The sequence below is a fragment of the Streptosporangium sp. G12 genome (genome assembly GCF_052983175.1).
This window is the reverse complement of sequence record NZ_JBRIQO010000002.1, coordinates 119,368-141,412: the sequence shown is the minus strand read 5'-3', so window position 1 is coordinate 141,412 and position 22,045 is coordinate 119,368. Positions and strand designations below refer to the sequence as shown.

The window sequence follows — 22,045 nt, the reverse complement described above, 5'->3', positions numbered from 1 at the left end:
TTCACCATCGGCGTCCCGTGCACCGCCCGGCGATCACGCTTCTATGCTGTCGGCGACCGAGCATCCGGCGAGGCGGAGGTGGGATGCAGACCCGTCGTGATCTCTATCAGGCGCATCGGCTGATGACCCAGCGCCTGGGCATGGCCCTGCTCCAGGGCGAGCCCGACGTGCCCGAGTCGCCGATGCGCAGGCACAACGTCGCGACGTTCTGCGGCGTGCTGGTCGCGGTGCTGGTGGCGGTGGCGTTCGGCATCTACGGCCTGCTGAAGCCCGGCGGCGCCACCGCGCTCACCGCGCCGGGAACGGTGATCGTCGAGGAGGAGTCGGGCGCGACCTTCGTCTACAGCGCGACGCGGGGCCAGATGATCCCGGTCGCCAACGTCACCTCGGCCCGGCTGCTGCTCGGCGGCGGGCAGGGCGTGGCGGTCCGCACGGTCTCCACGGCGTCGCTCACGCGCTTCCCGCGCGGGCTCCTGGTCGGCATCCCCGGCGCCCCCGAGTCCCTGCCGCCCCGCGGGCGGCTGGTCCGCGCCCCCTGGTCGGCCTGCGTGGTCGAGGGCGTGGACGCCGCCGGGACGCGCACCCCGCACACCTCGCTGATCGGCGGCTTCGCGGTCGGCGGCACCCCGATCGGGCGGGACACCGCGATGGTCGTGGAGGAGGGCTCGCAGACCTGGCTGCTCTGGTCGGACCGGCGGATGCGGGTGCCGCAGGAGAGCCTGCGGGCGCTGACCGAGGAACAGCCCCGGCAGGTTCCCGCGGCCTGGCTCAACGCGCTGCCCATCGGCCCCGACTTCCGCGCCCCGGCGCTCGCCGCCCGCGGCAGGGTGGTGCGCGGCCCCGACGGCAGGCGTTCCGTCGCGGGCCGGATCTACACCGTGCGCGCGATGTCGGGCGGCGCGGCCAAGTGGTACGTCCTGCTCCCCGACGGCCTGGCCGCGCTCACGACCGCCCAGGCCGAGCTCCTGCTCCAGGACCCGGCCAGCAAGAAGGCGTACGGCAGGGCGCCGGTGCGCGCCGTGGAGATCGACGCGGCGACCGCGAACGGGATGCGGCGCTCGGCCACCCGCTTCGATCCGGCGGGGCTTCCCGCGGCCATGCCGCGGGTCATCGCCCCCGACCCCGCCTCGCCGGTGTGCGCGGTCTACGCCGACACCGAGCGCGGATCGACCCGGGCGCGGCTGACCGTGGGCAGCACCATGCGCATTCCCGCGCCGCCGGCGGGCCGGTTCGACCAGGACTCGGTGGACCAGGTCGTGCTCCCGCCGGGCACCGCGTCGCTGGTGGGCGTGCTGCCGGGGAACGGCAGGCTGGACGCGGTCACCTCGGTCTTCCTGATCAGCGACCAGGGGCGGCGGCACGCGATCACCGCGATGGAGTCGCTGGCGAGCCTCGGCTACACCGCCGCGGACGTCGCGCCGCTGCCGGCGCACATCGTGCATCTGATCCCGCAGGGCCCCGCGCTCAGCCGGACGGCGGCGGGAATGCCGGTGCCCGTGGGACAACCGTGATCCCCGTTACCAACGGTATATCCGTTCGTTATTGGTGAGAGACGCGACAGCTGTCCACTTTGTAATGATCGAAACTCCTATGCCAGTCGAGCACCATGGAGGTGTCACGTGGTCCAGAGGACCTCCGCGTACCATTCGCGGCTTGGCGAGGCGTCACAGAAGACCGACGACGCCAAGACCACGATCAACCAGATCAAGACCCAGCTCGAAGGCCACCGGGGCGAGCTGCGCTCCGGCTGGGACGGCCAGTCCGCGGTCTCCTTCGACGGCGTGTTCAACGCCTGGAGCACCGAGATGACCAACATCCTGCGCGAGCTCGAGGGTTTGTCGATCAAGCTCAAGCAGATCCAGAAGAACTACGAGACCGCCCAGGAGAACCAGACCGCCGAGTCCAGGCGGCTCGGGGCCGACATCAACAGCTGACGGATTCGGAACGGGGATCACCATGGCTAGCGACTTCGACCGCACTCTTGTCGACTTCGGCCAGATGGACCGCTCTGCCGGCGACTTCGCCCGGCAGTGGCAGATGCTGGAAGGCACCCTCCAGAACCTGGAAGGGGACCTCGACCGGTTGCTCGGTGACTGGGAGGGCGACGCGCGCACGGCCTACTACGGCGCCCGCGCCCAGTGGGACGCGGCGTCCGGCCGGATGGCCGCGCTGCTCCAGCGCCTCGGTGGCGTCATCGAGATCGGCAGGGAGAACTTCGCGATGACCGAGAAGGTCAACGTCACGATGTTCGACGGACGCTGATCCCAGGAACCGGGTGGGCCACGGCGGCGCCGCGGCCCTCTTCGTAACGGGGAGAACCGATCGGGTCGCGGCGGTGCCGCGGCCCCTCAGCAACGGGGAGAAGAGGCATGCCACCTCCCGAGGACAACGTCGCGCCCCCCTGGCCCGGCCTCGACAAGGACCGCCCGGCCGTCGAGATCAAGCGCGACCGGATCAAAAAACTGCTCCAGGCCCTCGAGGAGGACCTGGAGCGCCTGGAGGGCTCGAACGAGGGATCGCTGTCGGACATGCGGTCCCTGACCAATCTGACCGAAGCCCAGTTCGGCACTTGGGACACCGCCAAGGCCGTCGCCGCCACCACGCAGAAGGCGCACCAGAAAATCGGCCTGGTCTACCAGGACACGGTCACCAAGTACCGGGCGGCGCTCAACCTGCTGCGGGTCGTCGCCTACAACTACGAGGACGCCGAGCAGTCCAGCACCACGAACAGGGGAGGGTGAGACGCGATGGGCAACGATCAGGCGCGTCACACCATCAAGGCCGACTGCATGGTCCCGGAAACAGGCAGCCGAGACCACTACAGCGACTACAGCGCGACCGAGATCAGGGCGTTGTTCGAGGCCACCGACCCGCGGGCCATCAAGGAGGCGGGCTACGCCTACAACTCCGCGGCGACCTCTCTGAGCAACAGTCAAACCCTGATCAGGGACGTCGCCGGGGAACTGGCGCAGGTGTGGAGCGGTGACGCCTCGATCGAGGCGCAGAAGGCGCTCAACCTCGTCCACAAGACGATCACCGAGCTGGCCACCCGCTGCGACCAGCTCGGACCCCCGCTGATCCACTACGGCGGGGAGGTCCTTCCCTCCTACATCGGCAAGAAGGCCAAGAGCGGCTGGTTCGAGTTCGACGACGGGCTGGACATCATCCCGGGCGACAACTTCAACGCGGGGACGTTCGCCGGGATCATCTTCACCGACAAGTCGGAGAACGACCTCGCCCGCGAGGACCTGATCGCGCTCAACAAGGAGCTGGTCACGCTCTACGTCCAGATCCCCGCGACCGTGGACAAGGACCTGCCCCGGCTGAGCGACCCGACGACGCCCCCGCTCACCAACCAGAACTACCCCGGCGGCACCGGGGGTTACCCGGGCGGCGGGGCCGGATACCCCGGCGGTGTCGGCTACCCCGGCGGAGGCGGCTACCCCGGTGGGGGTGGTTACCCCGGCGGCGGTGCCGGCTACCCCGGCACCGGAAACCTGCCCGGCTTCCCGGGCGGCGGCTACCCGGGAGGCCCGGGAACGGGCGGCCCGGGTACGGGCGGCGGCTACCCGGACATCTCCAACCCCGCCTATCCGGGCGGTCCCGGCACGGGTGGCCCCGGCACGGGCGGCCCGCCGGGGAACGGCACCATCCCGCCCGGCTTCACCGACCCGACGGGCCTGAACCCGAACGACCCGAACTCGGGCCTCAACCCGAACAACCCGAACAACCCGAACGCGGGCCTGGACCCGAACGATCCGCGCAACACCAAGCTGGCCGGTTTCGAGCCCACCGTGCAGGGCGGTCCCGGTACGGGGCCCGGCACCGGTCTCGGCCCCGGCACGGGACCCGGCCCCGGGACCGGCCTGCCCACCTACTCCGGGGGCGGTGGAGGGGGCGCGGGCCCCACCACGTTCGGCCAGAACGGCCCCGCCGGGCCGACTTCCTGGGTCGGCACCGGTGGCACCACCGGGACCGGCGGCGGCTTCGGGGCCGCCGGTGGCCCGCGGGTCGACGGCCGCGGCGGCATGGGCATGGGCGGCATGCCGTTCATGCCGATGGGCGGTGCGGCGGGCGAGGGGAACCAGGACCGCGAACGCTCCACCTGGCTCACCGAGGACGAGGACGTATGGGGTGGTGACGGCGGCACCGCACCGCCTGTGATCACCTGACCGGACCGCGCGGGGGGCGACGCCTTCCCGGCAGCCTCCCGCGCGTGTCCCGCCCCCGCGGCACCATGATCCGCCCCGCCCATAAAGTGAAGAGATGAGACTCACGAAATTCGGGCACGCGTGTGTCCGCCTGGAGAAGGACGACTCCGTCCTCGTGATCGATCCGGGCTCCTTCAGCGAGGAGTCCGCGCTCGACGGGGCACGGGCGGTGCTCATCACCCACGAACACTTCGACCACGTGGACGCCGACCGGCTGCGCCGGGCCGCCGAGGCCGACCCGTCCCTGCAGATCTGGACCAACGAGGGCGTGGCCGCCACGCTCACCGACGTCCCCGCCAAGATCCAGGTCGTACGGCACGGCGACACCTTCGACACGGCCGGTTTCGGAGTGAGGGTCGTCGGCGAGTGGCACGCCCCCAACCACCCGGACCTGCCGATCGTGCGCAACGTCGGCTTCCTGGTGGACGAGGAGGTCTTCTACCCGGGTGACGCGTTCACCCCGCCGGGTGTCGAGGTGCCCACGCTCATGGTGCCGACCAACGCGCCGTGGATGAAGGCGTCGGAGATGGTCGAGTATCTCCGTCAGGTCCGCCCCGCCCGCGCCTTCTCCACCCACGACGGCCTGCTCAACGACATCGGGCTCCGCCTGGTCGACATGTGGCTGGAGATGGAGTCCGACAGGCAGAAGGCCGAGATGCGCCGCCTCACGTCAGGCGAGTCGGTCACCCTGCCCCAGTAGTACTTCGTTGGCCAAGGCGGGAGGAGCGGCCGGCTGGGACGGGGTGCTGCCCTACCGGCCCGGACTGCCGGCACTCCAGCACCGAGTGCGGCTGACGCTCATCGACCCGTTCCCGCCACCACGAACCCTGTCTCGTAAGCGGCGATCACCGCCTGGGTCCGGTCCCGTACGCCCAGCTTGAGCAGGACCGACGCCACGTGCGACTTCACCGTCTGCACCGACAGGAACAGCTCGCCGGCGATCTCCGCGTTGGACCGCCCGCGCGCCAGCGACCGGAGGACCTCCCGTTCGCGTTCCGACAGCTCCGGCAGCGGTCTCCCGGTTCGTACGGCGAAGCGTTCGATGACGCCGCGAGTCGAGGCGGGGAAGACCAGTGACTCGCCCGAGGCGACGACGCGGACGGCTTCGATCAGTTCCTTCGGCGGCACCCTTTTCAGTACGAAACCGCTCGCACCCACTCGAAGTGCGTCGAAGACGTAGGCGTCGACCTCGAACGTGGTCAGCACCAGGACGCGGGGAGCGTCCTCTGCGACGGTGATGCGGCGGGTGGCCTCCAGGCCGTCCATGCCGGGCATCCGGATGTCCATCAGGACGACGTCGGGGGGCAGGGGGCCGCCGGTGAGGGCGAGCGCGGCCCGGCCGTCGCCGGCTTCGGCGCTCACCTCCCAGTCGGGCTCGCTGGACAGGATGGCGCGCAGGCCGATCCGCACCAAGGGGTCGTCGTCGACGATCGCGATCCGCATCAGGACTCCAGCGGCAGGACGGCCCGCACGGTGAACTCGCCGGCCGCGGGGCCGATGGTGGCCGTGCCGCCCAGCAGGCTCACCCGGTCGCGGATCGAGGCCAGGCCGTGCCCGTGCCCCGGGGAGGCGGGGCCGTCGAAGGCGTTCACCACGCGGATCGTCACCGCGCCGGAGCCGGTGCCGACCTCCACGGTGACCGGGCGGCCGGGGGCGTGCTTGGCCGCGTTGGTCAGCGCCTCCTGGACGATCCGGTGCACCCCGCGCCCGATCGCGGGCGGCAGGCCGGTCGCCTCGATCGACGCGGTCACCGCCATCCCGGCCTCGCGCGCACCGTCGATCAGCGCGGTCAGGGCGGCCGGGTCGTCGCCGCCGGGCAGGGGCGCGTGGCCCTGGATGCCGGAGATGATCCGGTCCAGCTCGCCGAGGGCGGCCCGGCCACGCTGCTCGATCGTGGCGAGCGCCTGGCGGGCGAAGCCGGGGTCGTGGTCGAAGACGTGCGCGCCGGCGCCGGCCTGAACGACGATCATCGACAGCATGTGGCCGATACTGTCGTGCAGCTCCTGGTCGATCCGGAGCTGCTCCTGGGCGCGGGCCAGCGCCAGCTCGCCCGGCCCGGGCCCCAGCAGGCGGGCGGCCAGCCGCAGGTGCCAGGCGGCGAGCGAGGCCAGGACGCGGCGCAGCGGCAGCAGCATCAGCCCCAGGACGGCGACGCAGACAAGCCCTTCCAGCCAGGAGACCTCGACGTCCTGGTCGCCGAACGTCCCGGGGAACAGCATGACGAGCAGCAGGACCAGCACGACGAACGGGCGCAGCGCCCTGACCGCGATCAGGACGAGCGCGACCGGCGCGGTGGCCACTCGGATGAGCGCCCACAGCAGCACCCGGACGGCGCGTACGTCCAGCAGGGAGGTCACCTGCCCATCGTCGCGCCCGATCGCCCCCTTTGTCCTCGCCCACAGGAGTGAATCGCGATCGGCTCCCGGGAGGGAAGCGCCGCCCGGCAGCCCGCGACTAGCTTCGGCGCCGTGAAGAACACACTGTCCGCTTTATGGATCTTCGTCATGTTCAACTACCTCTACTGCGACATCCTCGGCCTCCTGGATCCCGCCGACGTCAACCCGATGGAGGTCACCCCCGGCTTCCTGCTGTCGGCGGCGGCCCTGATGGAGATCCCGATCGTCGCGACCCTCGTCTCCTTCCTGGCCCCGTACGGCCCGAACCGCTGGACCAACGTCGGAGCGGGAACCGTGATGACCTTGGTGCAGATCTGGTCGCTGACCGTGGGACCACCTACGGGCTACTACATCGCCTACAGCGTCGTCGAGATGTCCGCCACAGCACTCATCGCCGTCCTGGCCTGGCGCTGGGCCGGCGCGGCACCCGCACCTCCCGAGGCGTCAACGGACCCTCACCGGGCACGTCGACCGGGGCGGACGTCCGGTTGACGAGGAACCGGAAGTCGTCCGTTCCGTCGGTGCGGATCGCCAACTCGACCACGCCACGCGCCTCCACCGGCAGCTCGGACCGGACGCCGCTGACGGCCGGCGGACTTCCAGGACGCGCTCGGCGGGCGGGCTCAGGAGGCCGAGGCGATGGTGGCCGAGCCGATCACGGTGTCGCCGAGGTAGAGCACGGCCGCCTGACCCGCCGCGACCCCGGTGGCCGGGCCGTCCAGCGTGATGTGGACCTCCCCGCCGGAGAGCTGGGCGCGGCAGCCGTACACCTCGCCGTGGGCGCGGAGCTGGACCGTGCAGGCCAGCGGCTCGCGCGGCTCCTCCACCGGGCCGTTCCAGACCGGCCGCTCCGCGACGATGGTCGTGACCTCGAGGGACGAGCGCGGGCCGACGGTGACCGTGTTGGAGACCGGCTCGATGGACAGCACGTAACGCGGGCGGCCGTCGGGGGCCGGACGGTCGATGCGCAGGCCCTTGCGCTGGCCGACGGTGAAGCCGTAGGCGCCCTCGTGGCCGCCCACCACCTCGCCGGACTCGTCGACGATCGGACCCCGCTCCGCGCCGAGGCGGTCGGCGAGGAAGCCCCGGGTGTCGCCGTCGGCGATGAAGCAGATGTCATGGCTGTCGGGCTTGTCGGCCACCATGAGGCCGCGCCGCGCGGCCTCCTCGCGCACCTGGGCCTTGGTGGAGTCGCCCAGCGGGAAGATCGCGTGACCGAGTTGCTCCCTGGTGAGCACGCCCAGGACGTACGACTGGTCCTTGCCCTGGTCGGGGCTGCGGCTCAGGACGCCGTCCGCGACGCGCGCGTGGTGCCCGGTGGCCACCGCGTCGAAGCCCAGCGCGAGGGCCCGGTCGAGCACCGCCTCGAACTTGATCTTCTCGTTGCAGCGCAGGCACGGGTTGGGCGTGCGCCCGGCGGCGTACTCGCTGACGAAGTCCTCGACCACGTCACGGTGGAAGCGCTCGGCCATGTCCCAGATGTAGAAGGGGATGCCGATCACGTCGGCGGCCCTGCGGGCGTCTCGCGAGTCCTCGACCGTACAGCACCCGCGGGCGCCGGTCCGGTAGGACTGGGGGTTGGCGGAGAGGGCGAGGTGGACACCGGTGACGTCATGGCCCGCCTCGGCGATGCGGGCGGCCGCCACGGCGGAGTCGACGCCACCGGACATGGCGGCAAGCACACGAAGACTCATAACCCCCTGAGCGTACCCGCGCCGGCGCCCACCTCGTCGGGCCGGGAGGTCCCGAGGCCATGCGACGGGCACCCGTACGGCACCGATCAGCTCAGGCCCGCGCGGCGGGCGCGTTCGACGACCAGGCCGATGACGTCGGCCAGCCGGTCCACGTCCGTCTCGGTCGAGGTGTGACCGAGGGAGAAGCGCAGCGAGCCACGCGCCCGGAACCCGTCGGCGCCCATCGCGAGCAGCACGTGGGAGGGCTGCGCCACCCCCGCCGAGCAGGCCGAGCCCGTCGAGCACTCCACGCCCTTGGCGTCCAGGAGCATGAGCAGGGCGTCGCCCTCGCAGCCGGGGAAGGAGAAGTGGGCGTTGCCGGGAAGGCGGTTCACCGGATCGCCGTTGAGGATCACGTCGGGAACCGCCTGGCGGACCCGGCGGATGAGGTCGTCGCGGAGCCCGGTCAGCCGGGCCGAGTTCTCGGCCTGCCGGGCCACCGCGGCCCGCACCGCCGTGGCGAAGCCCGCGACGGAGGGGGCGTCGAGCGTGCCGGAGCGGACGTCGCGTTCCTGGCCGCCGCCGTGCAGCACCGGCACCGGGTCGACACCCCGGGCGAGCAGCAGGGCACCGACGCCCATCGGGCCGCCGACCTTGTGCCCGGAGAGCGTCAGCGCGTCCACCCCCGAGCCGGCGAAGACCACGGGGAGCTGGCCGACGGCCTGGACCGCGTCGGTGTGGAAGGGGATGCCGTACTCCCCGGCGATCGCGGCGAGCTCGTGGACCGGCTGGACGGTGCCGACCTCGTTGTTGGCCCACATGACGCTGACCAGGGCGACACTCCCCGGGTCGCGCTCGATGGCGTCGCGGAGGGTCTGCGGGTGCACCCGGCCGAACTCGTCGACGCCGAGTGGCTCGACGGTCGCGCCCTGGTGGGCGCTCAGCCAGTGCGCGGGGTCCAGGGCGGCGTGGTGCTCCACCGCGCTGATCAGGATCCTGTCGGCCCCCCCGGTACGGCGGGCCCAGTACAGGCCCTTGACGGCGAGGTTGTCGGCCTCGGTGCCGCCCGCGGTGAAGACGACCTCGCTGGGCCTGGCGCCGAGCGCGGCGGCGATGGTCTCCCGCGCCTCCTCCACGACCCGGCGGGTGCGACGGCCGGCGGCGTGCAGGGAGGACGCGTTGCCGACCTGGCCGAGTTGGGCTGTCATCGCCTCGATCGCCTCGGGAAGCATCGGCGTGGTCGCCGCGTGATCGAGATAGGCGGACTTCACGGCCGCATTCCCCTCCCCAACTCGCTGTCAACCTTCCAAGCGTATCCGCGCCCGTGGAGGGCCTGATCCGCGGAGTTGACCACTGAACCGTCCAGACGGTACAGTAACTGCCATGAGACGGGAAGAGCTGTTGGACGCGGCAGAGGATCTGCTCTGCGACCAGGGCTCCCAGGCTCTCACCCTGGCGACCGTCGCGGAGCGCGCCGGATGCAGCAAGGGCGGTCTGCTCTACCACTTCGGCACGAAGGAAGCCCTGATCAAGGGCATGGTCGAGCGGCTGATCGAGGAGTTCGACGAACTCGTCGCGACCCAGGGTCACGACACCTACACCAAGAACTACCTGGCGGCCACGTTCGCCGCCGTGCAGAGCGGCAGACTGCGACGCTGGGCCGTGGTGACCGGGGCCTCCGGCAACCTCTACCTTCTGGCCCCGCTTCGGGTGGCGATGGCCCGCTGGCACCGCGAGGGGCTCGACAGCGAGCCCGACCCGGAGGCGGCGCAGATCGTGCGCCTGGCCTGCGAGGGGCTGTGGGACGTGGCGAGCCACGACCCCGACCTCTACGACGCCGAGCACATCGAGATCCTGAAACGACGTCTGCTGGCCCTGCTGCCCGCCTGATGGCCCTGCCCGCCTGATCACCCCGGCACCACGACGCGCCGGTCGGCGGGCACCCGTCTGATCATTCACCTGACCAGGGGAAACACTCACAAAGATTGGTGGTCGCTTTCGCACGCGCGAAAGCGACCGACTTTGGTGTGCCCGCTCCCCGGTTTGTCAAAACATTTATTGAAGGGATTGAGTCATGACCCGCGACCTGAGAGCGGCTCGAACCGGAGCGGTTCTCACATTCGTGCTCGCAGGCCTGCTGTGCGGATCGATGACCGTGCGCATTCCGGCGCTCTCCGACAAACTCGGGCTGTCCGAGGCATCGGTGGGCGCCACCCTCCTCGTGTGGGGGCTGGGAGCGCTCATCACCATGCAGTCGATGCGCGGGGTGATGACACGCTTCGGCAGCCGGAGCATCCTGCGGGTCGCGGCTCCCCTGACCGCGATCACCCTGGCGCTGCTCGCGGTGGCGCCGTCGTTCCCCCTCGCCCTGGCCGCGAGCGGCCTGTTCGGCATGGCGTTCGGCGCGGTGGACGTCGCGATGAACGCGCAGGGCTCGGTGGTCGAACGCGCCTACGGACGCCCGCTGATGAACGGCCTGCACGCCGGCTGGTGCGTGGGAGCGATCGCCGCGGGCCTGCTGGGCACCGCGGCGATCGCGGCGGGACTCTCGATCACGGTCCACCTGATCCTGGTCGCCCTGCTCGCGCTCCCCGCGGCGGCGCTCCTCAGCCGTTCCTACCTGCCCGAGCCGGTGAGGGCTTCCCGCCGCCCGGCCGAGGGCCGGAGCACGGCGGGGCGCCGGATGCCCCCGGTGGTCTACCTTCTCGGCGTGATCGCCTTCTGCGCGTTCATGGTGGAGGGTACGGTCGCCGACTGGAACGGCCTGTACCTGCGGAACGTGCTGGGCGCGCCGGAGGCGCTCGCCGCCCTGGGCTACCCGATCTTCGAGGCGGGCATGCTGGCCGGTCGCCTCACCGGTGACCGCGTCCGGGCCCGCTTCGGCGCCCGCGGCATGATGGTCGCCTCGGGCCTGGCCACCGCCGCGACCTTCGCCGTGGTCCTCACGGCCCCCACGGCGCCGATCGCCGTCTCGGCCATGCTGTTCGTGGGGGTGGCCGTGGCGACGGTCTCGCCGATGGCCATGTCCCTGGCGGGCGGCGCGACCGGCGATCCCGGACCGGCCATCGCCCAGACGGGCGCGATGGGCTACGCGGGACTGCTGCTCGGCCCCGTGATCATCGGTTTCCTCTCCGACCTGGTCACGCTCAGGGTGGGCCTCGGCATCGCGGTGGTGCTCGGCGTCCTGATCGCCGTGGTCGCGTGGTTCCTGCCCCGCTTCCGCGCGGTCACCGTCCCGCCGGAGACCGCCAGGCACGAGCTCTCCATGGCGGCCTGACACCGGCGGGGGTACGGGCACACGGTGCCCGTACCCCCGGGTACGGCGTGACCCTGCCGGTCACTTGCGCTTGGTGATCTCCTGGGTCAGCTGCGGGACGATCTGGTGCAGGTCGCCCACGACGCCGTAGTCGGCGAGCTCGAAGATCGGCGCCTCGGGGTCCTTGTTGATCGCGACGATCGTCTTGGCGGTCTGCATACCGGCCCGGTGCTGGATGGCCCCGGAGATGCCCGCCGCGATGTACAGCTGCGGCGAGACGGTCTTGCCGGTCTGGCCGACCTGGAACTGGTGCGGGTACCAGCCGGCGTCGGTGGCGGCGCGGGAGGCGCCGACGGCCGCGCCGAGCGAGTCGGCCAGGTCCTCGATGATCGAGAACTTCTCGGCCGAGCCGACGCCCCGGCCACCGGAGACCACGATCGCGGCCTCGGTGAGCTCCGGGCGCGCGCCCTTCTCCTCCTTGACCCGCTCCACGATCCTGGCGCCCTTGGCGGCGTCGGAGACGGTGAAGGTGACGCGCTCCTCGGTGCCCGCGCCCGCGGCGGCCTCGACCGGAGTGGCGTTGGGGCGTACCGCGACGATCGGGGTGCCCTTGGTCACGCGCGACCGGACGTTGATGCCGCCGCCGAAGATGGACTGGTCTGCGACCAGGCCGTCCTCGACGCCCACGACGTCGGTGAGCACACCGGAGTCGATCTTGATGGCGAGACGGCCGGCGATCTCCTTGGCCTCGGCCGTCGCGGCGACGAGTACCGCGGCCGGCGCCTTCTCGCCCACCAGGTGGGCGAGCAGCTCCGCCTTGGGCGCCACGACGTAGTCGCTGACCTCGGCGGAGTCGGCCAGGTAGATCTTCTCCGCGCCGTACTCGGCCAGCCTGGCCTGGGCCTCGGGAGAGTAGCCCGCGCCCGTCCAGACCGCGGACGGGGTGCCCAGCTTCCTGGCGAGCGTCAGCAGCTCAAGGGTGACCTTCTTGACCTGGCCCTCGACGTGCTCGACCAGAACGAGAATCTCGGACATTCCAGCTAACCCCCGCTCTCAGACGAACTTCTTCGACGCGAGGAAGTCGGCGGCCTTCACGCCGCCGTCGCCCTCGTCCTTGACGACCGTGCCGGCCGCGCGCGGCGGGGCGACCTCGAAGTCCGCGACCTCGCTCCAGGAGTTGGCCAGGCCCACCTGGGAGACGTCGATCTCGGCGTCGGCGACGCCGAGCTTCTCGACCGGCTTCTTCTTGGCGGCCATGATGCCCTTGAAGGACGGGTAGCGCGGCTCGTTGATCTTCTCCACGACGGAGACGACGGCGGGCAGCGAGGCCTCGACCCTGTCGTAGCCGTAGTCGGTGACGCGCTGGATGGAGATGGCACCCCCGTCGACCTGAACCTGGTTGGCGAAGGTGAGCTGCGGCACGCCGAGGCGCTCGGCCAGCATGGCGGCGAGGACCCCGGTACGGGCGTCCGTCGACTCCGAGCCGAGCACGACCAGATCGAAACCGATCTTCTTGAGGGTCTGTGCCAGGGCGTGGGAGGTGCCCAGGGCGTCCGAGCCGTGCAGCGCGTCGTCCACCAGGTGGACGGCCTTGTCGGCACCCATGGCCAGGGCCTTGCGAATGGTGTCGCTCGCCTTGGCGGGACCCATGGTGAGGACGGTCACCTCACCGCCGTGCGCCTCCTTCAGGCGCAGCGCCTCCTCGACCGCGTATTCGCACAGCTCGTTGATGACGCCGTCGGCGGCATCGCGGTCGAGCGTATTGTCATCGGACTTCAGCTTGCGCTCGGTCGCCGTGTCGGGGACCTGCTTCACGCAGACGACGATGTTCATGGCCGGTGGCCGACCTCCCGTGTTCGCCTGCGCCACCGCGTCGCTGCGGTTGACGCCGGATGCGGTACGTGCACGCGGGGTACGTGCACGCGCTGCCAAGACTGCCAGGTGCCCTGGGGCGGTGTGGCAGCGGGTGGCCCGGTCGGTACGTGCCCGTCCCGGCCCCCCGTCATTATGTTACCCATCAGTAGCTTAGGTGCAAACCGCCAGGTTGCGCGGCCCGCGCCGAGCGGCCGTAACCTTCCCCGAGGACCGCCACCCCTACCATACCGAACTATATTCCGGTATTCGCGTGCGGGTTCCGCGCCACGCCTGCGCCCCCGGCCCGATCAGCCGGCCGCCAGGATCGCGACCAGGACGAAGACGACGGTGCCCAGCACCAGCGCCAGGGTGAGCGTGCTGAAGAACGTGCTGAGGACCGCTCCCAGCGCGACGGCCCCGGCCCCGGCCGCCAGGTCGAAGATCATCCGCCCGCGGTCCCGGCGGGCGAACAGGGCGATGCCCGCGTCGACGAGCATCACCGAGCCGTACCCGGTCAGGAGCAGCAGCGCCACCTCGGGCAGCGGCTCCCTCGCGGTCGCGGCCGTCAGGGAGACGAGCAGGCCGGTGCCGACGACCCAGCGGCGGTGCAGGACGACCCTGCGGCGCGCGCGGGCCTCCTCCGGCGAGGGCCTGCCCGTCGCCGGGCGCGGCTGCCCCGGTCGCCACTCCCGGGTGCCGAGATCCTGCATCCCGGTGTCCGCCGTGCCCGCTGTGTCCATGGCGTCCCTGGCGTTCCTGGCGTTCCTGGGCTGCCTGGCCTTCGGCACCGGGATGTCCGGGGGCCGGGGTTCCGGGAACGACGCGGGATCAGGAGACGCCGCGGGATCCGGGAACGCGGGGGAGCCCGGGGAGCCCGCTCTCGTGAACGGCGGGGGGTCGTGGAACGCGGCCGGCCGGTGCCGTGCGCCCTCGGTCCGGGCCTGGGCGACCTTCCGGGCGTCGGCGGTGTCGCGGCGGTACCCGGCCGGCCCGACGGCGGGGGCGGCGGGGGCGGCGGGGGCACCGCCCAGCCACGCCGGCAGCGCGTCCGCGCGCGGCCGGGCGGCGGGATCGCGCAGCAGGCACTTGCCGAGCGTCGGCTCCAGCCATCCGGGAACGCCGTCGAGGTCGGGAGGGTGATGGACCACGCGGTAGCCGACCGCCGACGCCGGGCCGGTGCCGTAGGGATGCCGCCCGGTGGACGCGTACGCCAGCGTCGCCCCGAAGGCGAAGACGTCGGCCTCGGAACCGGCCTCGGCGCCCTCCAGCACCTCGGGCGCCAGATAGCCGGGCGTGCCGAGCACGGCCCCCGAGGCGGTGACCGAGGGCGAGTCGAGCGCGGAGGCGATGCCGAAGTCGATGACGACCGGCTCCCCGTCGGTCAGGATCACGTTGGCGGGCTTGAGGTCGCGGTGCACCACCCCGGCGGCGTGCACGATGGCCACGGCCTCGGCCAGGCCGTGCGCCAGCCGTACGAGATCGTCGCCGGCGACCGGCCCGTCGGCCGCGACCACCGCGCCGAGCGGGCGGCCCTGCACGTAACGGGTGACCAGATAGGGGCGGGCCCCCTCCAGGGAGGCGTCCAGGATCTCGGCGACCCGCGGGCCCTGTACCAGCCGCATGGTCTCGACCTCGCGGGCCAGCCTGGTCAGGGCCGTCTCGTCGGCCGCGACGTGGGGATGCAGGATCTTGACCGCCACCGTGCGCCCCTCGGGGTCCAGCGCCAGGTGGACCTCGCCGAAACCTCCGGCGCCCAGTCTCGACAGCAGGCGGTAGGGGCCAAGCCGTTCACCGTCCGGCGCAACCATGCGACTCCTTCCGGCGGGTCCCCTCCATCGTGCCGCAGAGAGGGCGATCGCGCACCGGTCGGCGACCGGTAAAGACCCGCCGGCGGGACCGTTACCTCCAGAACGTCAGGAATCCGAGGCCGAGGCTCTTCATCAGGTCGTCGAAGAGACCGCCGACGAGGTCGAGCGCGCCCATCGCGCCCTCGTTCGCCGACTGCCGCCACTGCGCCGTGAGGTCGTCGACGACCTCGGTCGGAGGCTGCCACGGGGAGAAGGACGGGGCCACGCTGAACGCCGTCATCACCGCGAAGAACGCCAGCGTGCCCAGCACGATCGTGGTCACCATGCCCGCGCCGGGGCTGCGGATGACCCCGCTCAGCGCGCGGGCGACGGCCTTGCGGGGCTTGCCGCCGCCGGGCAGCACGAACAGCCCGGCCACGAAGGCACCCGCGGCGTAGGCGGCCGCGAAGTTCTTGTTCATGTCTCCGGCGTAGACGAGGAACCCCCACACGCACATGCCGAACATGGCGGACAGCGCCCCGGTGACCAGCGTCCCGAACGCGGACCTGATCAGCGCCCACGGCGTGCCGAGCACCGCGAGCAGGGGGTCGCTGGCGCTGCTGCCCCGGATGGAGCGCCGCTGGGCGAGGTCCCCGAAGAGGTATTCGCCCACCCGCAGGCAGAGCGCGGCGGCCAGCGCGAACACGCTCACCACCACGGGCAGCATGCAGGCCAGCGCCACCAGGATGATCAGCAGCAGCACCGAGGCCAGCGGGTGGGCGGCGCGGTAGCGCTCCTGCGGAGGGGTGCGGGGCGCGGGCGCGGGCCGGTCCTGGGTCGGGGCCTCACGCCGCGCCTGGACCGGCGGCGGGTAGGGGCGCGCCTGGCCGGTGGGCGGCGGCGCCGGATATCCGGCCACCCGCTGGTCGGCGAAGGGCGGCGGGGCCGCGGCCCTGACCTGCGCCGAGGGCGGCGCGGGGACGTAGGGCGGCGGCTTGGAGGCCGGGACGTACGGGGGCGGGGCCGTCGCGGCGGACCCCTGGCCCTGCTCCTGCCTGGGCCTGCGCTCACGCCGCTCCGGCTTGGCGTACTCGACTGGCGGGAGCAGGTCGGCGTAACCGCCGTCCTGCGGCAGCGCGCGGGTGCCGTTCCGCGGCGGCGCGGGCGGCGGGGCCTGCGAGGACCGGGACGGCGACGGGGACGACGGGGACGACGGGGACGACGAGGACGGGGCCTGGCCGTCCAGCACCCTGGTGCCGTCGGTGTCGAGGACCTTCGTCCCGCTCTCCAGGACGGAGGTGGGCGGCGTCTCCTGGAATGCCGTCACCCTCGGGTCGAGGGCGCGGGCCATCCGGTGCAGCTCCGTCGCGGACGGCCGGGCGACGGGGTCGACGGCCAGGGCCCGGCGCAGCCAGCCCCGCAGCCACGCGGGGGCCAGGTCGATGTTGGCCCGGCCCTCCATGATGTTGAAGCAGACGACCTCGAAGCTGCCCGTGCCGAACGGCGGCTTGCCGGTCGCGCCGAAGAAGACCGTCGAGGCCAGCGCGTGCACGTCGGCCGCCTGGGTGATCTCGGAATCGCGGATGATCTCTGGGGCGAGGTAGCCGGGGGTGCCGACGAACATGCCGGTCTGGGTCAGCCGGGTCGCGTTGACCAGGTGGGCGATGCCGAAGTCGATGACCAGCGGGTCACCGTTGACGATCATCACGTTGGACGGCTTGAAGTCGCGGTGGATGACGTCGGCGGCGTGGATGGCCACCAGCGCCGCGCACATGCCCTGCGCCAGCCGGATGATCTGGTCGGCGGAGAGCGGGCCGTCCTCCAGGACGGTCTCCTCCAGCGTGCGCCCCGGGGCGAACCGGGTCACGATGTAGGGCTGCTTGGCGGTCAGCTCGGCGTCGAGCACCTCGGCGACGTGCTGGCTGCGCACCCGCCGCATGGTCTCCACCTCGCGGGTGAGCCGGTCGCGTGCCTTGAGGTCGGCGGCCACGTGCGGGTGCAGGACCTTGACGGCCACCTCGCGCCCGTCCTCGTCGAGCCCGAGGTGGACGACGCCCATGCCGCCCTCGCCGATCTTCCTGAGCAGGCGGTACGGACCCAGCCTCTCGGGCGCCCGCGTGTCCCCGGTCATCACGCCGCCTTCTTTCGTAGGTCCTTCAGTTCCTGCACCACCGTTCCGACGTCGACCGGCGTCCACACCGCCCGTCGTGCTGTGTCTCCCACGGTGCCGATCGCCAGGAGGACCATCAGCGCCGCCGCCACCGCCAGCCCCGCGGCGACGACCATGGCCGCGCCGCGCGACGGCAGCAGTGATGCCAGCGTACGTCGCATCTGGCGGCTGGGGCCCTCCACGCCGGGTCCGGCGCAGACGGTCCAGAGCGCGACGGCCGTCCCCCAGCTCAGCGCGTTGGTCTCCGGCATGCTCCCGACCAGCACCGCGAGCAGGAGCGTCACCGGCAGGCCGAGGATCAGCGCGTACGGCACGAGGGCGATGGTGATGCCGATCGACTTCAGCAGCGCGGCCGGCTGGCCGAGCACCCGGAAGACGTCGGCCGCCGCCTCGCCCGCGCCCCTTCTGGCGTTGAAGGCCGGCTGGGCGATGTCGGCGGCGCGCAGCAGGATCGCCACCGGGATCACCAGCGCGGCGACGATCACCGGTGCGACGACCGCCGCGACCGTCATGACGACCAGCATCAGCATGCTCGTCACCCCGTACGCCTTGGAACGCTGCAACGCGTTTCCGGGACGCTGGCCGGGATGGAGCGCGGCCGGCACGGGCTGCTGGGGCTGCTGGGCGTGCTGCTGCGGCTGGGGATGCGGGTAGGGGTAGGGGGGCGGCGTGGGGGTGCGGACCTGCGGGGTCCGCTGCTGGTCGAACGGGGCCTGCCGCTGCGGGTAGGGCGGCGGGGGCTGGCCGCCGGACTGCGGCGACCGGCCCTGCCGACCCGGCGGGGCCTGTTGACCGGGCAGGCCCGGCCGGCCCTGCTGGTCGGTGTACTGGCGGATGTATTCCTGCAGGTCCTGAGGGCGGACCCGCTGGGTGGGGATGTCTCCGTCGGAGACCGGCGCCGTGGCGCCGTCGTCGCCGGCCCGCGCCCCCTGCCGGTCGTGGGCGGGGGTGGACGGACCCGGCACCGGGCCGGGAACGGCGCCCGGGGCGCGGGTGGGGACGTCCTCGGGGGCGAGCATGCCGGTGGGCAGGTCGTGCGCGGCCTGCTGGGCCGCCGCGGCCTGACGCAGCTCCTCGGGCGTCACCCGGCGGGTGGGCCACGGGTCGGGCTGCTCCTCGCCGAGCAGCGAGACGTATTCCTGGGGCTGGGCCACGGGGGCGGGAGGCCAGGAGGTGGGCTGCTGGACCGCGGGGCGTGACGCCACCGGGGTCGGCACGTCGCCCGGCCCGTCGACCGCGGCGCCCTGGCGCCCGGGGACGCGCGGGTTCGGGGCGGCGGGACCACCGGGGCCACCGAAGGCGCCCGGGGCCCCGGCACCGAGGGAGCCGGGGGCGGGGTCGTCGAACTCCGCGACCGTGGTGATCTCGTCGGGCACCCGCGGCCTGCCGGTGCCGGGACGGGGCAGCAGGCGAGCCACCTGCGCCGCCAGCTCGGCGGCGGCGGGCCGCCTGGCCGGGTCGCGCTGGAGCGCGGCCCGCAGGATCGGCTGGAGCGCCTGGGGGACGGCGTCGACGTTCGCCTTGCCCGCGGTGATGTTGTAAAAGATCATCTCCAGCGTGCCCTTGCCGAAGGGCGGCAGGCCGGTGGCGGCGAAGACCAGGGTGCCCGCCCAGGCGTGCACGTCGACCTCGGGCCCGGCCTCGTGCCCCTCGATGATCTCGGGGGCGAGGTAGCCGGGGGTGCCGATGAACATGCCGGTCTGGGTGAGCCGGGTGGCGTCGACGGCCTGTGCGATGCCGAAGTCGATGAGGACCGGCTCGCCGTCCAGGATGAGGACGTTGCCGGGCTTGAGGTCGCGGTGGATCACCCCGACCGAGTGGACGGCGGCCAGCGCCGAGGCCACCCCGTGCGCGACCCGCAGCAGCGCGGGCAGCTCCATCGGGCCGTCCTGCTTGACGACCTCGTCCAGCGGCCTGCCCGCGACGTAGCGCGTCACGATGTAGGGGCGGTGGCCGGTCACGTCGGCGTCGAGGACCTCCGCGATGTACTCGCTGCGCACCCGCCGCATCGTCTCGACCTCGCGCGAAAGACGGCGACGCGCGACGTCGTCGCCCGCCACCTCGGCGCGGAGGACCTTCACCGCCACCTGCCGGCCCTGCGGGTCGACGGCTAGATGGACCACGCCCATACCGCCCTCGCCGAGCCGCCGCAGCAGCCGGTAAGGGCCCAATCGGTCGTCCTGATTCATGGCATGAAGCACCATATCGGCTTAGACCTCGCCCACGAGATGAACCATCGGGCCACATTTTCCGACTGAATAACGTTCACAGAACCCCGACGGTTTCCCGATTCCCGCTCTCACTTAATCTCATTTCCGCTTCAGTTCGCCAGGTGGAGAACCTGCGCCGTCTTCAGTCCGGCCAGCAGGGAGCCGGACACGGCCAGCTTGGAGCGGCGGACGCCGCTGCCGATCACGACCTCCGGATGGGCCGCCACCGCCTCGTCGACGAGCACCGGCCAGTCCTCGGGCAGCCCGAGCGGGGTGATCCCGCCGTACTCCATGCCGGTCAGCGCGACCGCGTCGTCCATCGGCGCGAACGAGATCTTCCGCGCGTCCAGATGGCGCCGGATCACCCCGTTGACGTCGGCCCTCGTGGTGGCGAGCACCATGCACGCCGCGTAGCGGGTCTCCCCCGCGCGCCGGGCCGCCACGATCACGCAGTTGGCCGACTCGCCCATGCCCACGCCGTAGCGCTCGCAGAAGGCCGCCGTGTCGGCCAGCTCCGGGTCGATCTCGGCGACAGTGATTCCGCCGAGCCCGCCGAGTTCCCCGAGCCCGCCGATCGCCCGCGCCACCGGCTCGGCCAGCAGGTCGGGCCGCTCCGCGGCGCTCGTCCAGTCCAACGTCCCGATCGCCATCGCCGTCTCGCCTCCCTAGGAATTCCTTTGGAGATTCTCTCGCACCGAAGACTTTACGGCGGCGGGGTGACACTCAGGAGGTCGTCTGGAGCACCCGGCGGTGCAGATCGGTGACCGCCCTCCTCGCGGATTCCATGGCACCGGCCTGCCAGGCGGTCAGGTGCGTGAGCCAGTCGCCGGCGAAGTAGACCCGGCCCGCCGGACGCTGCAGCAGGGCGAAGCCCCCCTCGTAGGAGGGCCAGCTCGCCCAGCCGCCCTCGATGTACGGCTGGCGCCCCCAGGCGATCGAGACGCTGGAGCGCAGCTCGGCACGGTACTTCTCCCCGTGGATCTTCTTGCCCTGGGTGAGCGCGCGGTTCCGTCGTTCTCGGTGGGAGAGGCCGGTGTACACGTCGGCGTTCTCCTCGGTGTTGTAGTAACCGACCACCAGGCCGCCGCGCGAGTGGTAGCCGTAGGAGGGGTACCAGATGTGGGTGATGTCCAGGTCCGTCTCGGTGGCGCCGCCGTAGATGCGGTCGTCGATCTCCCACCAGCGCCTCCCGTACTCCAGCCCGATCTTGCCGGCGGAGACGGGTACGGGCGTGCGGAGCGCGGCGGTGACCGGGGTGCCGAGGTTGTGCGGCAGGCGCGCGAACAGATGGGGCGGCAGGGTCGCGACGCAGTAGTCGGCGCGGACGACGCCGGTCCCCGCGCCGTCCCGGTGCGTGACCTCCACGCCGTCGGGCAGGTTCCTGACCCCGGTGACCGGCGTGCCCGTCCTGATCCGGTCGCGGCCGACCGCGTCGGCGAGCGCGTCGGTGATCGTGTCCATGCCGCCCACCGGCTGGAACATGGGCATGACCTGGTCGTAGCCGAAGTCCATGGTGACGTACCTGCCGGTGCCCGCGGCGAGCACGTCGCGCAGCGAGGAGGCCGTGCCCACGGAGACGCCCTCGCCCACCCCGGGGTAGGTCTCGAACCCCCGCCGCCGGGAGTCCCGCCGGTAGGCGAGGTCGGGGCCGAGGTCGCCGAAACGCCGCAGGAACTCCTCCAGCCGCTCGCGGTCGTCCGCGGTGAGACGGCGGTCCAGCGCGCCCGCGTTGCTCGCCTTGGCCAGCAGCTCCCCGACGTAGCCGTACAGGTCCGCGCGGGCCGTGCGCGCCCGGGCCGGGGCGGTCATGCCGCGCGTGTAGACGTACGCCGAGGCGTTGTTGTTGACGAAGATCTCGACGGGGACGCCCAGCTCGCGGCAGTAGTCCATGGTGACCATCCAGGCCGCGATCCGCGCGGCCCCCGCGTTGAAGTAGACGCCCTCCTCGAACCCCGCGGTCTGCGTCTCGCCGCCCAGCTCGTCCAGCCGGTCACCCGCGCGCAGCGTGAGGTTCCTGCCGCCCACCCGGCCGGACGCCTCCAGGACCGTGCAGTCGTACCCGGCCTTGCCCAGCTCGTAGGCGCAGGTCAGCCCGGCGACGCCCGCGCCGAGGACGACCACCTTGGCCGCCCCCCTGCCGGTGAGGGAGAAGTCGGAGCGCTGCGGAGGGGTGAAGTCCCTGTCCTGGGACTCCGGGGCGAGTCCGAGGGCGCCCATCGCCGCGAACATGGCCCCGGCTCCCCCGGCCGCGCCCACGCCGACCAGCAGCGCCCTGCGCGTCAGGCCCGCTCCCGTGGCGGGCGCGGCCTTGGCGGGCGCGGCCTTGGCGGGCGCGGCCTTGGCGGGCGCGGCCTTGGCGGCGGGGGTCACCGCGGCAGGGGTCTCGGCGGGGCTCTCTGCGGCGGGTGGCGCCGCGGCGGCGGGGGCGTCGGGCCGCGCGGGACCCGTCTCGTCACTCATGGGGGTCGTCAGGGGACATCGGGCACCG

20 protein-coding genes and 1 pseudogene are annotated in these 22,045 nt (G+C 72.4%); 9 read left to right on the top strand and 12 right to left on the bottom strand.

Features of this window, described 5'->3' with window-relative positions; all coding sequences use genetic code 11:
- Window positions 1–83: 83 nt before the first annotated feature.
- The 6 genes from eccB to ACVCAG_RS03795 all read left to right on the top strand — a co-directional run bounded on the left by eccB (window position 84) and on the right by ACVCAG_RS03795 (window position 4,911).
- Window positions 84–1,511, top strand: coding sequence for a type VII secretion protein EccB (eccB, locus tag ACVCAG_RS03820; protein ID WP_447189451.1), 1,428 nt, complete (start codon window positions 84–86; stop codon window positions 1,509–1,511).
- Window positions 1,512–1,619: 108 nt separating this feature from the next.
- Window positions 1,620–1,934, top strand: coding sequence for a WXG100 family type VII secretion target (locus ACVCAG_RS03815; RefSeq protein WP_440084542.1), 315 nt, complete (start codon window positions 1,620–1,622; stop codon window positions 1,932–1,934).
- Window positions 1,935–1,956: 22 nt separating this feature from the next.
- The gene (locus ACVCAG_RS03810; protein ID WP_344917995.1) at window positions 1,957–2,262 is read left to right on the top strand and encodes a WXG100 family type VII secretion target; all 306 of its coding nucleotides are present in this window, start codon (window positions 1,957–1,959) and stop codon (window positions 2,260–2,262) included.
- Between the two features lie 107 nt (window positions 2,263–2,369).
- A complete protein-coding gene (locus tag ACVCAG_RS03805; protein ID WP_440084541.1) occupies window positions 2,370–2,741 on the top strand; it encodes a hypothetical protein in 372 nt (123 codons plus the stop codon).
- 6 nt (window positions 2,742–2,747) lie between these two features.
- Window positions 2,748–4,172 carry a hypothetical protein gene (locus ACVCAG_RS03800; RefSeq protein ID WP_447189450.1) on the top strand — a complete coding sequence of 475 codons (1,425 nt, stop codon included), beginning with the start codon at window positions 2,748–2,750 and terminating at the stop codon, window positions 4,170–4,172.
- 94 nt (window positions 4,173–4,266) lie between these two features.
- The gene (locus ACVCAG_RS03795) at window positions 4,267–4,911 is read left to right on the top strand and encodes an MBL fold metallo-hydrolase (RefSeq protein WP_440084539.1); all 645 of its coding nucleotides are present in this window, start codon (window positions 4,267–4,269) and stop codon (window positions 4,909–4,911) included.
- A gap of 98 nt (window positions 4,912–5,009) precedes the next feature.
- On the opposite strand, the gene ACVCAG_RS03790 is transcribed toward ACVCAG_RS03795, so the two are convergent.
- Entirely contained in the window at window positions 5,010–5,654 is a 645-nt protein-coding gene (locus ACVCAG_RS03790) for a response regulator (RefSeq protein WP_440084538.1), read from the bottom strand.
- Complete coding sequence (locus tag ACVCAG_RS03785) at window positions 5,654–6,568, bottom strand: sensor histidine kinase (RefSeq protein ID WP_447189449.1); 915 nt, start codon at window positions 6,566–6,568, stop codon at window positions 5,654–5,656. The genes ACVCAG_RS03790 and ACVCAG_RS03785 overlap by 1 nt, the downstream gene beginning before the upstream one ends.
- A gap of 111 nt (window positions 6,569–6,679) precedes the next feature.
- Between ACVCAG_RS03785 and ACVCAG_RS03780 the strand changes: the two genes are divergently transcribed.
- Window positions 6,680–7,099: a DUF6326 family protein gene (locus ACVCAG_RS03780; RefSeq protein WP_447189448.1), complete on the top strand. Its 420-nt coding sequence runs from the start codon at window positions 6,680–6,682 to the stop codon at window positions 7,097–7,099.
- A 4-nt stretch (window positions 7,100–7,103) separates the two neighbouring features.
- On the opposite strand, the pseudogene ACVCAG_RS03775 reads toward ACVCAG_RS03780, so the two are convergent.
- The 3 genes and pseudogenes from ACVCAG_RS03775 to ACVCAG_RS03765 all read right to left on the bottom strand — a co-directional run.
- Window positions 7,104–7,151: pseudogene (locus ACVCAG_RS03775) on the bottom strand (hypothetical protein); the annotation flags it as partial.
- A 79-nt stretch (window positions 7,152–7,230) separates the two neighbouring features.
- On the bottom strand, window positions 7,231–8,301 hold the full coding sequence (gene mnmA, locus ACVCAG_RS03770; protein ID WP_440084535.1) for a tRNA 2-thiouridine(34) synthase MnmA: 1,071 nt from the start codon (window positions 8,299–8,301) through the stop codon (window positions 7,231–7,233).
- 86 nt (window positions 8,302–8,387) lie between these two features.
- Window positions 8,388–9,551: an aminotransferase class V-fold PLP-dependent enzyme gene (locus ACVCAG_RS03765; RefSeq protein WP_440084534.1), complete on the bottom strand. Its 1,164-nt coding sequence runs from the start codon at window positions 9,549–9,551 to the stop codon at window positions 8,388–8,390.
- Window positions 9,552–9,663: 112 nt separating this feature from the next.
- Here ACVCAG_RS03765 and ACVCAG_RS03760 point away from each other — a divergent pair, with 112 nt between their 5' ends.
- Together ACVCAG_RS03760 and ACVCAG_RS03755 are read left to right on the top strand one after the other, a co-directional pair.
- The gene (locus ACVCAG_RS03760) at window positions 9,664–10,170 is read left to right on the top strand and encodes a TetR family transcriptional regulator (protein WP_440069171.1); all 507 of its coding nucleotides are present in this window, start codon (window positions 9,664–9,666) and stop codon (window positions 10,168–10,170) included.
- A 184-nt stretch (window positions 10,171–10,354) separates the two neighbouring features.
- Window positions 10,355–11,557 (top strand): MFS transporter, encoded by a 1,203-nt coding sequence (locus ACVCAG_RS03755; RefSeq protein ID WP_447189447.1) that lies wholly within the window; start codon window positions 10,355–10,357, stop codon window positions 11,555–11,557.
- Window positions 11,558–11,617: 60 nt separating this feature from the next.
- On the opposite strand, the gene ACVCAG_RS03750 is transcribed toward ACVCAG_RS03755, so the two are convergent.
- The 7 genes from ACVCAG_RS03750 to ACVCAG_RS03720 all read right to left on the bottom strand — a co-directional run bounded on the left by ACVCAG_RS03750 (window position 11,618) and on the right by ACVCAG_RS03720 (window position 22,017).
- Window positions 11,618–12,571 carry an FAD-binding protein gene (locus ACVCAG_RS03750; RefSeq protein ID WP_440084532.1) on the bottom strand — a complete coding sequence of 318 codons (954 nt, stop codon included), beginning with the start codon at window positions 12,569–12,571 and terminating at the stop codon, window positions 11,618–11,620.
- Between the two features lie 18 nt (window positions 12,572–12,589).
- Window positions 12,590–13,369 (bottom strand): electron transfer flavoprotein subunit beta/FixA family protein, encoded by a 780-nt coding sequence (locus ACVCAG_RS03745; RefSeq protein ID WP_440084531.1) that lies wholly within the window; start codon window positions 13,367–13,369, stop codon window positions 12,590–12,592.
- A 329-nt stretch (window positions 13,370–13,698) separates the two neighbouring features.
- On the bottom strand, window positions 13,699–15,198 hold the full coding sequence (locus tag ACVCAG_RS03740) for a protein kinase domain-containing protein (protein WP_447189446.1): 1,500 nt from the start codon (window positions 15,196–15,198) through the stop codon (window positions 13,699–13,701).
- A gap of 91 nt (window positions 15,199–15,289) precedes the next feature.
- Window positions 15,290–17,308 carry a protein kinase domain-containing protein gene (locus ACVCAG_RS03735; RefSeq protein ID WP_447189445.1) on the bottom strand — a complete coding sequence of 673 codons (2,019 nt, stop codon included), beginning with the start codon at window positions 17,306–17,308 and terminating at the stop codon, window positions 15,290–15,292.
- Window positions 17,308–19,536: a protein kinase domain-containing protein gene (locus tag ACVCAG_RS03730; protein WP_447189444.1), complete on the bottom strand. Its 2,229-nt coding sequence runs from the start codon at window positions 19,534–19,536 to the stop codon at window positions 17,308–17,310. The genes ACVCAG_RS03735 and ACVCAG_RS03730 overlap by 1 nt, the downstream gene beginning before the upstream one ends.
- A gap of 131 nt (window positions 19,537–19,667) precedes the next feature.
- Entirely contained in the window at window positions 19,668–20,207 is a 540-nt protein-coding gene (locus ACVCAG_RS03725; protein WP_440084527.1) for a YbaK/EbsC family protein, read from the bottom strand.
- A 73-nt stretch (window positions 20,208–20,280) separates the two neighbouring features.
- Window positions 20,281–22,017: a flavin monoamine oxidase family protein gene (locus tag ACVCAG_RS03720; RefSeq protein WP_447189443.1), complete on the bottom strand. Its 1,737-nt coding sequence runs from the start codon at window positions 22,015–22,017 to the stop codon at window positions 20,281–20,283.
- Between the last annotated feature and the right edge of the window lie 28 nt (window positions 22,018–22,045).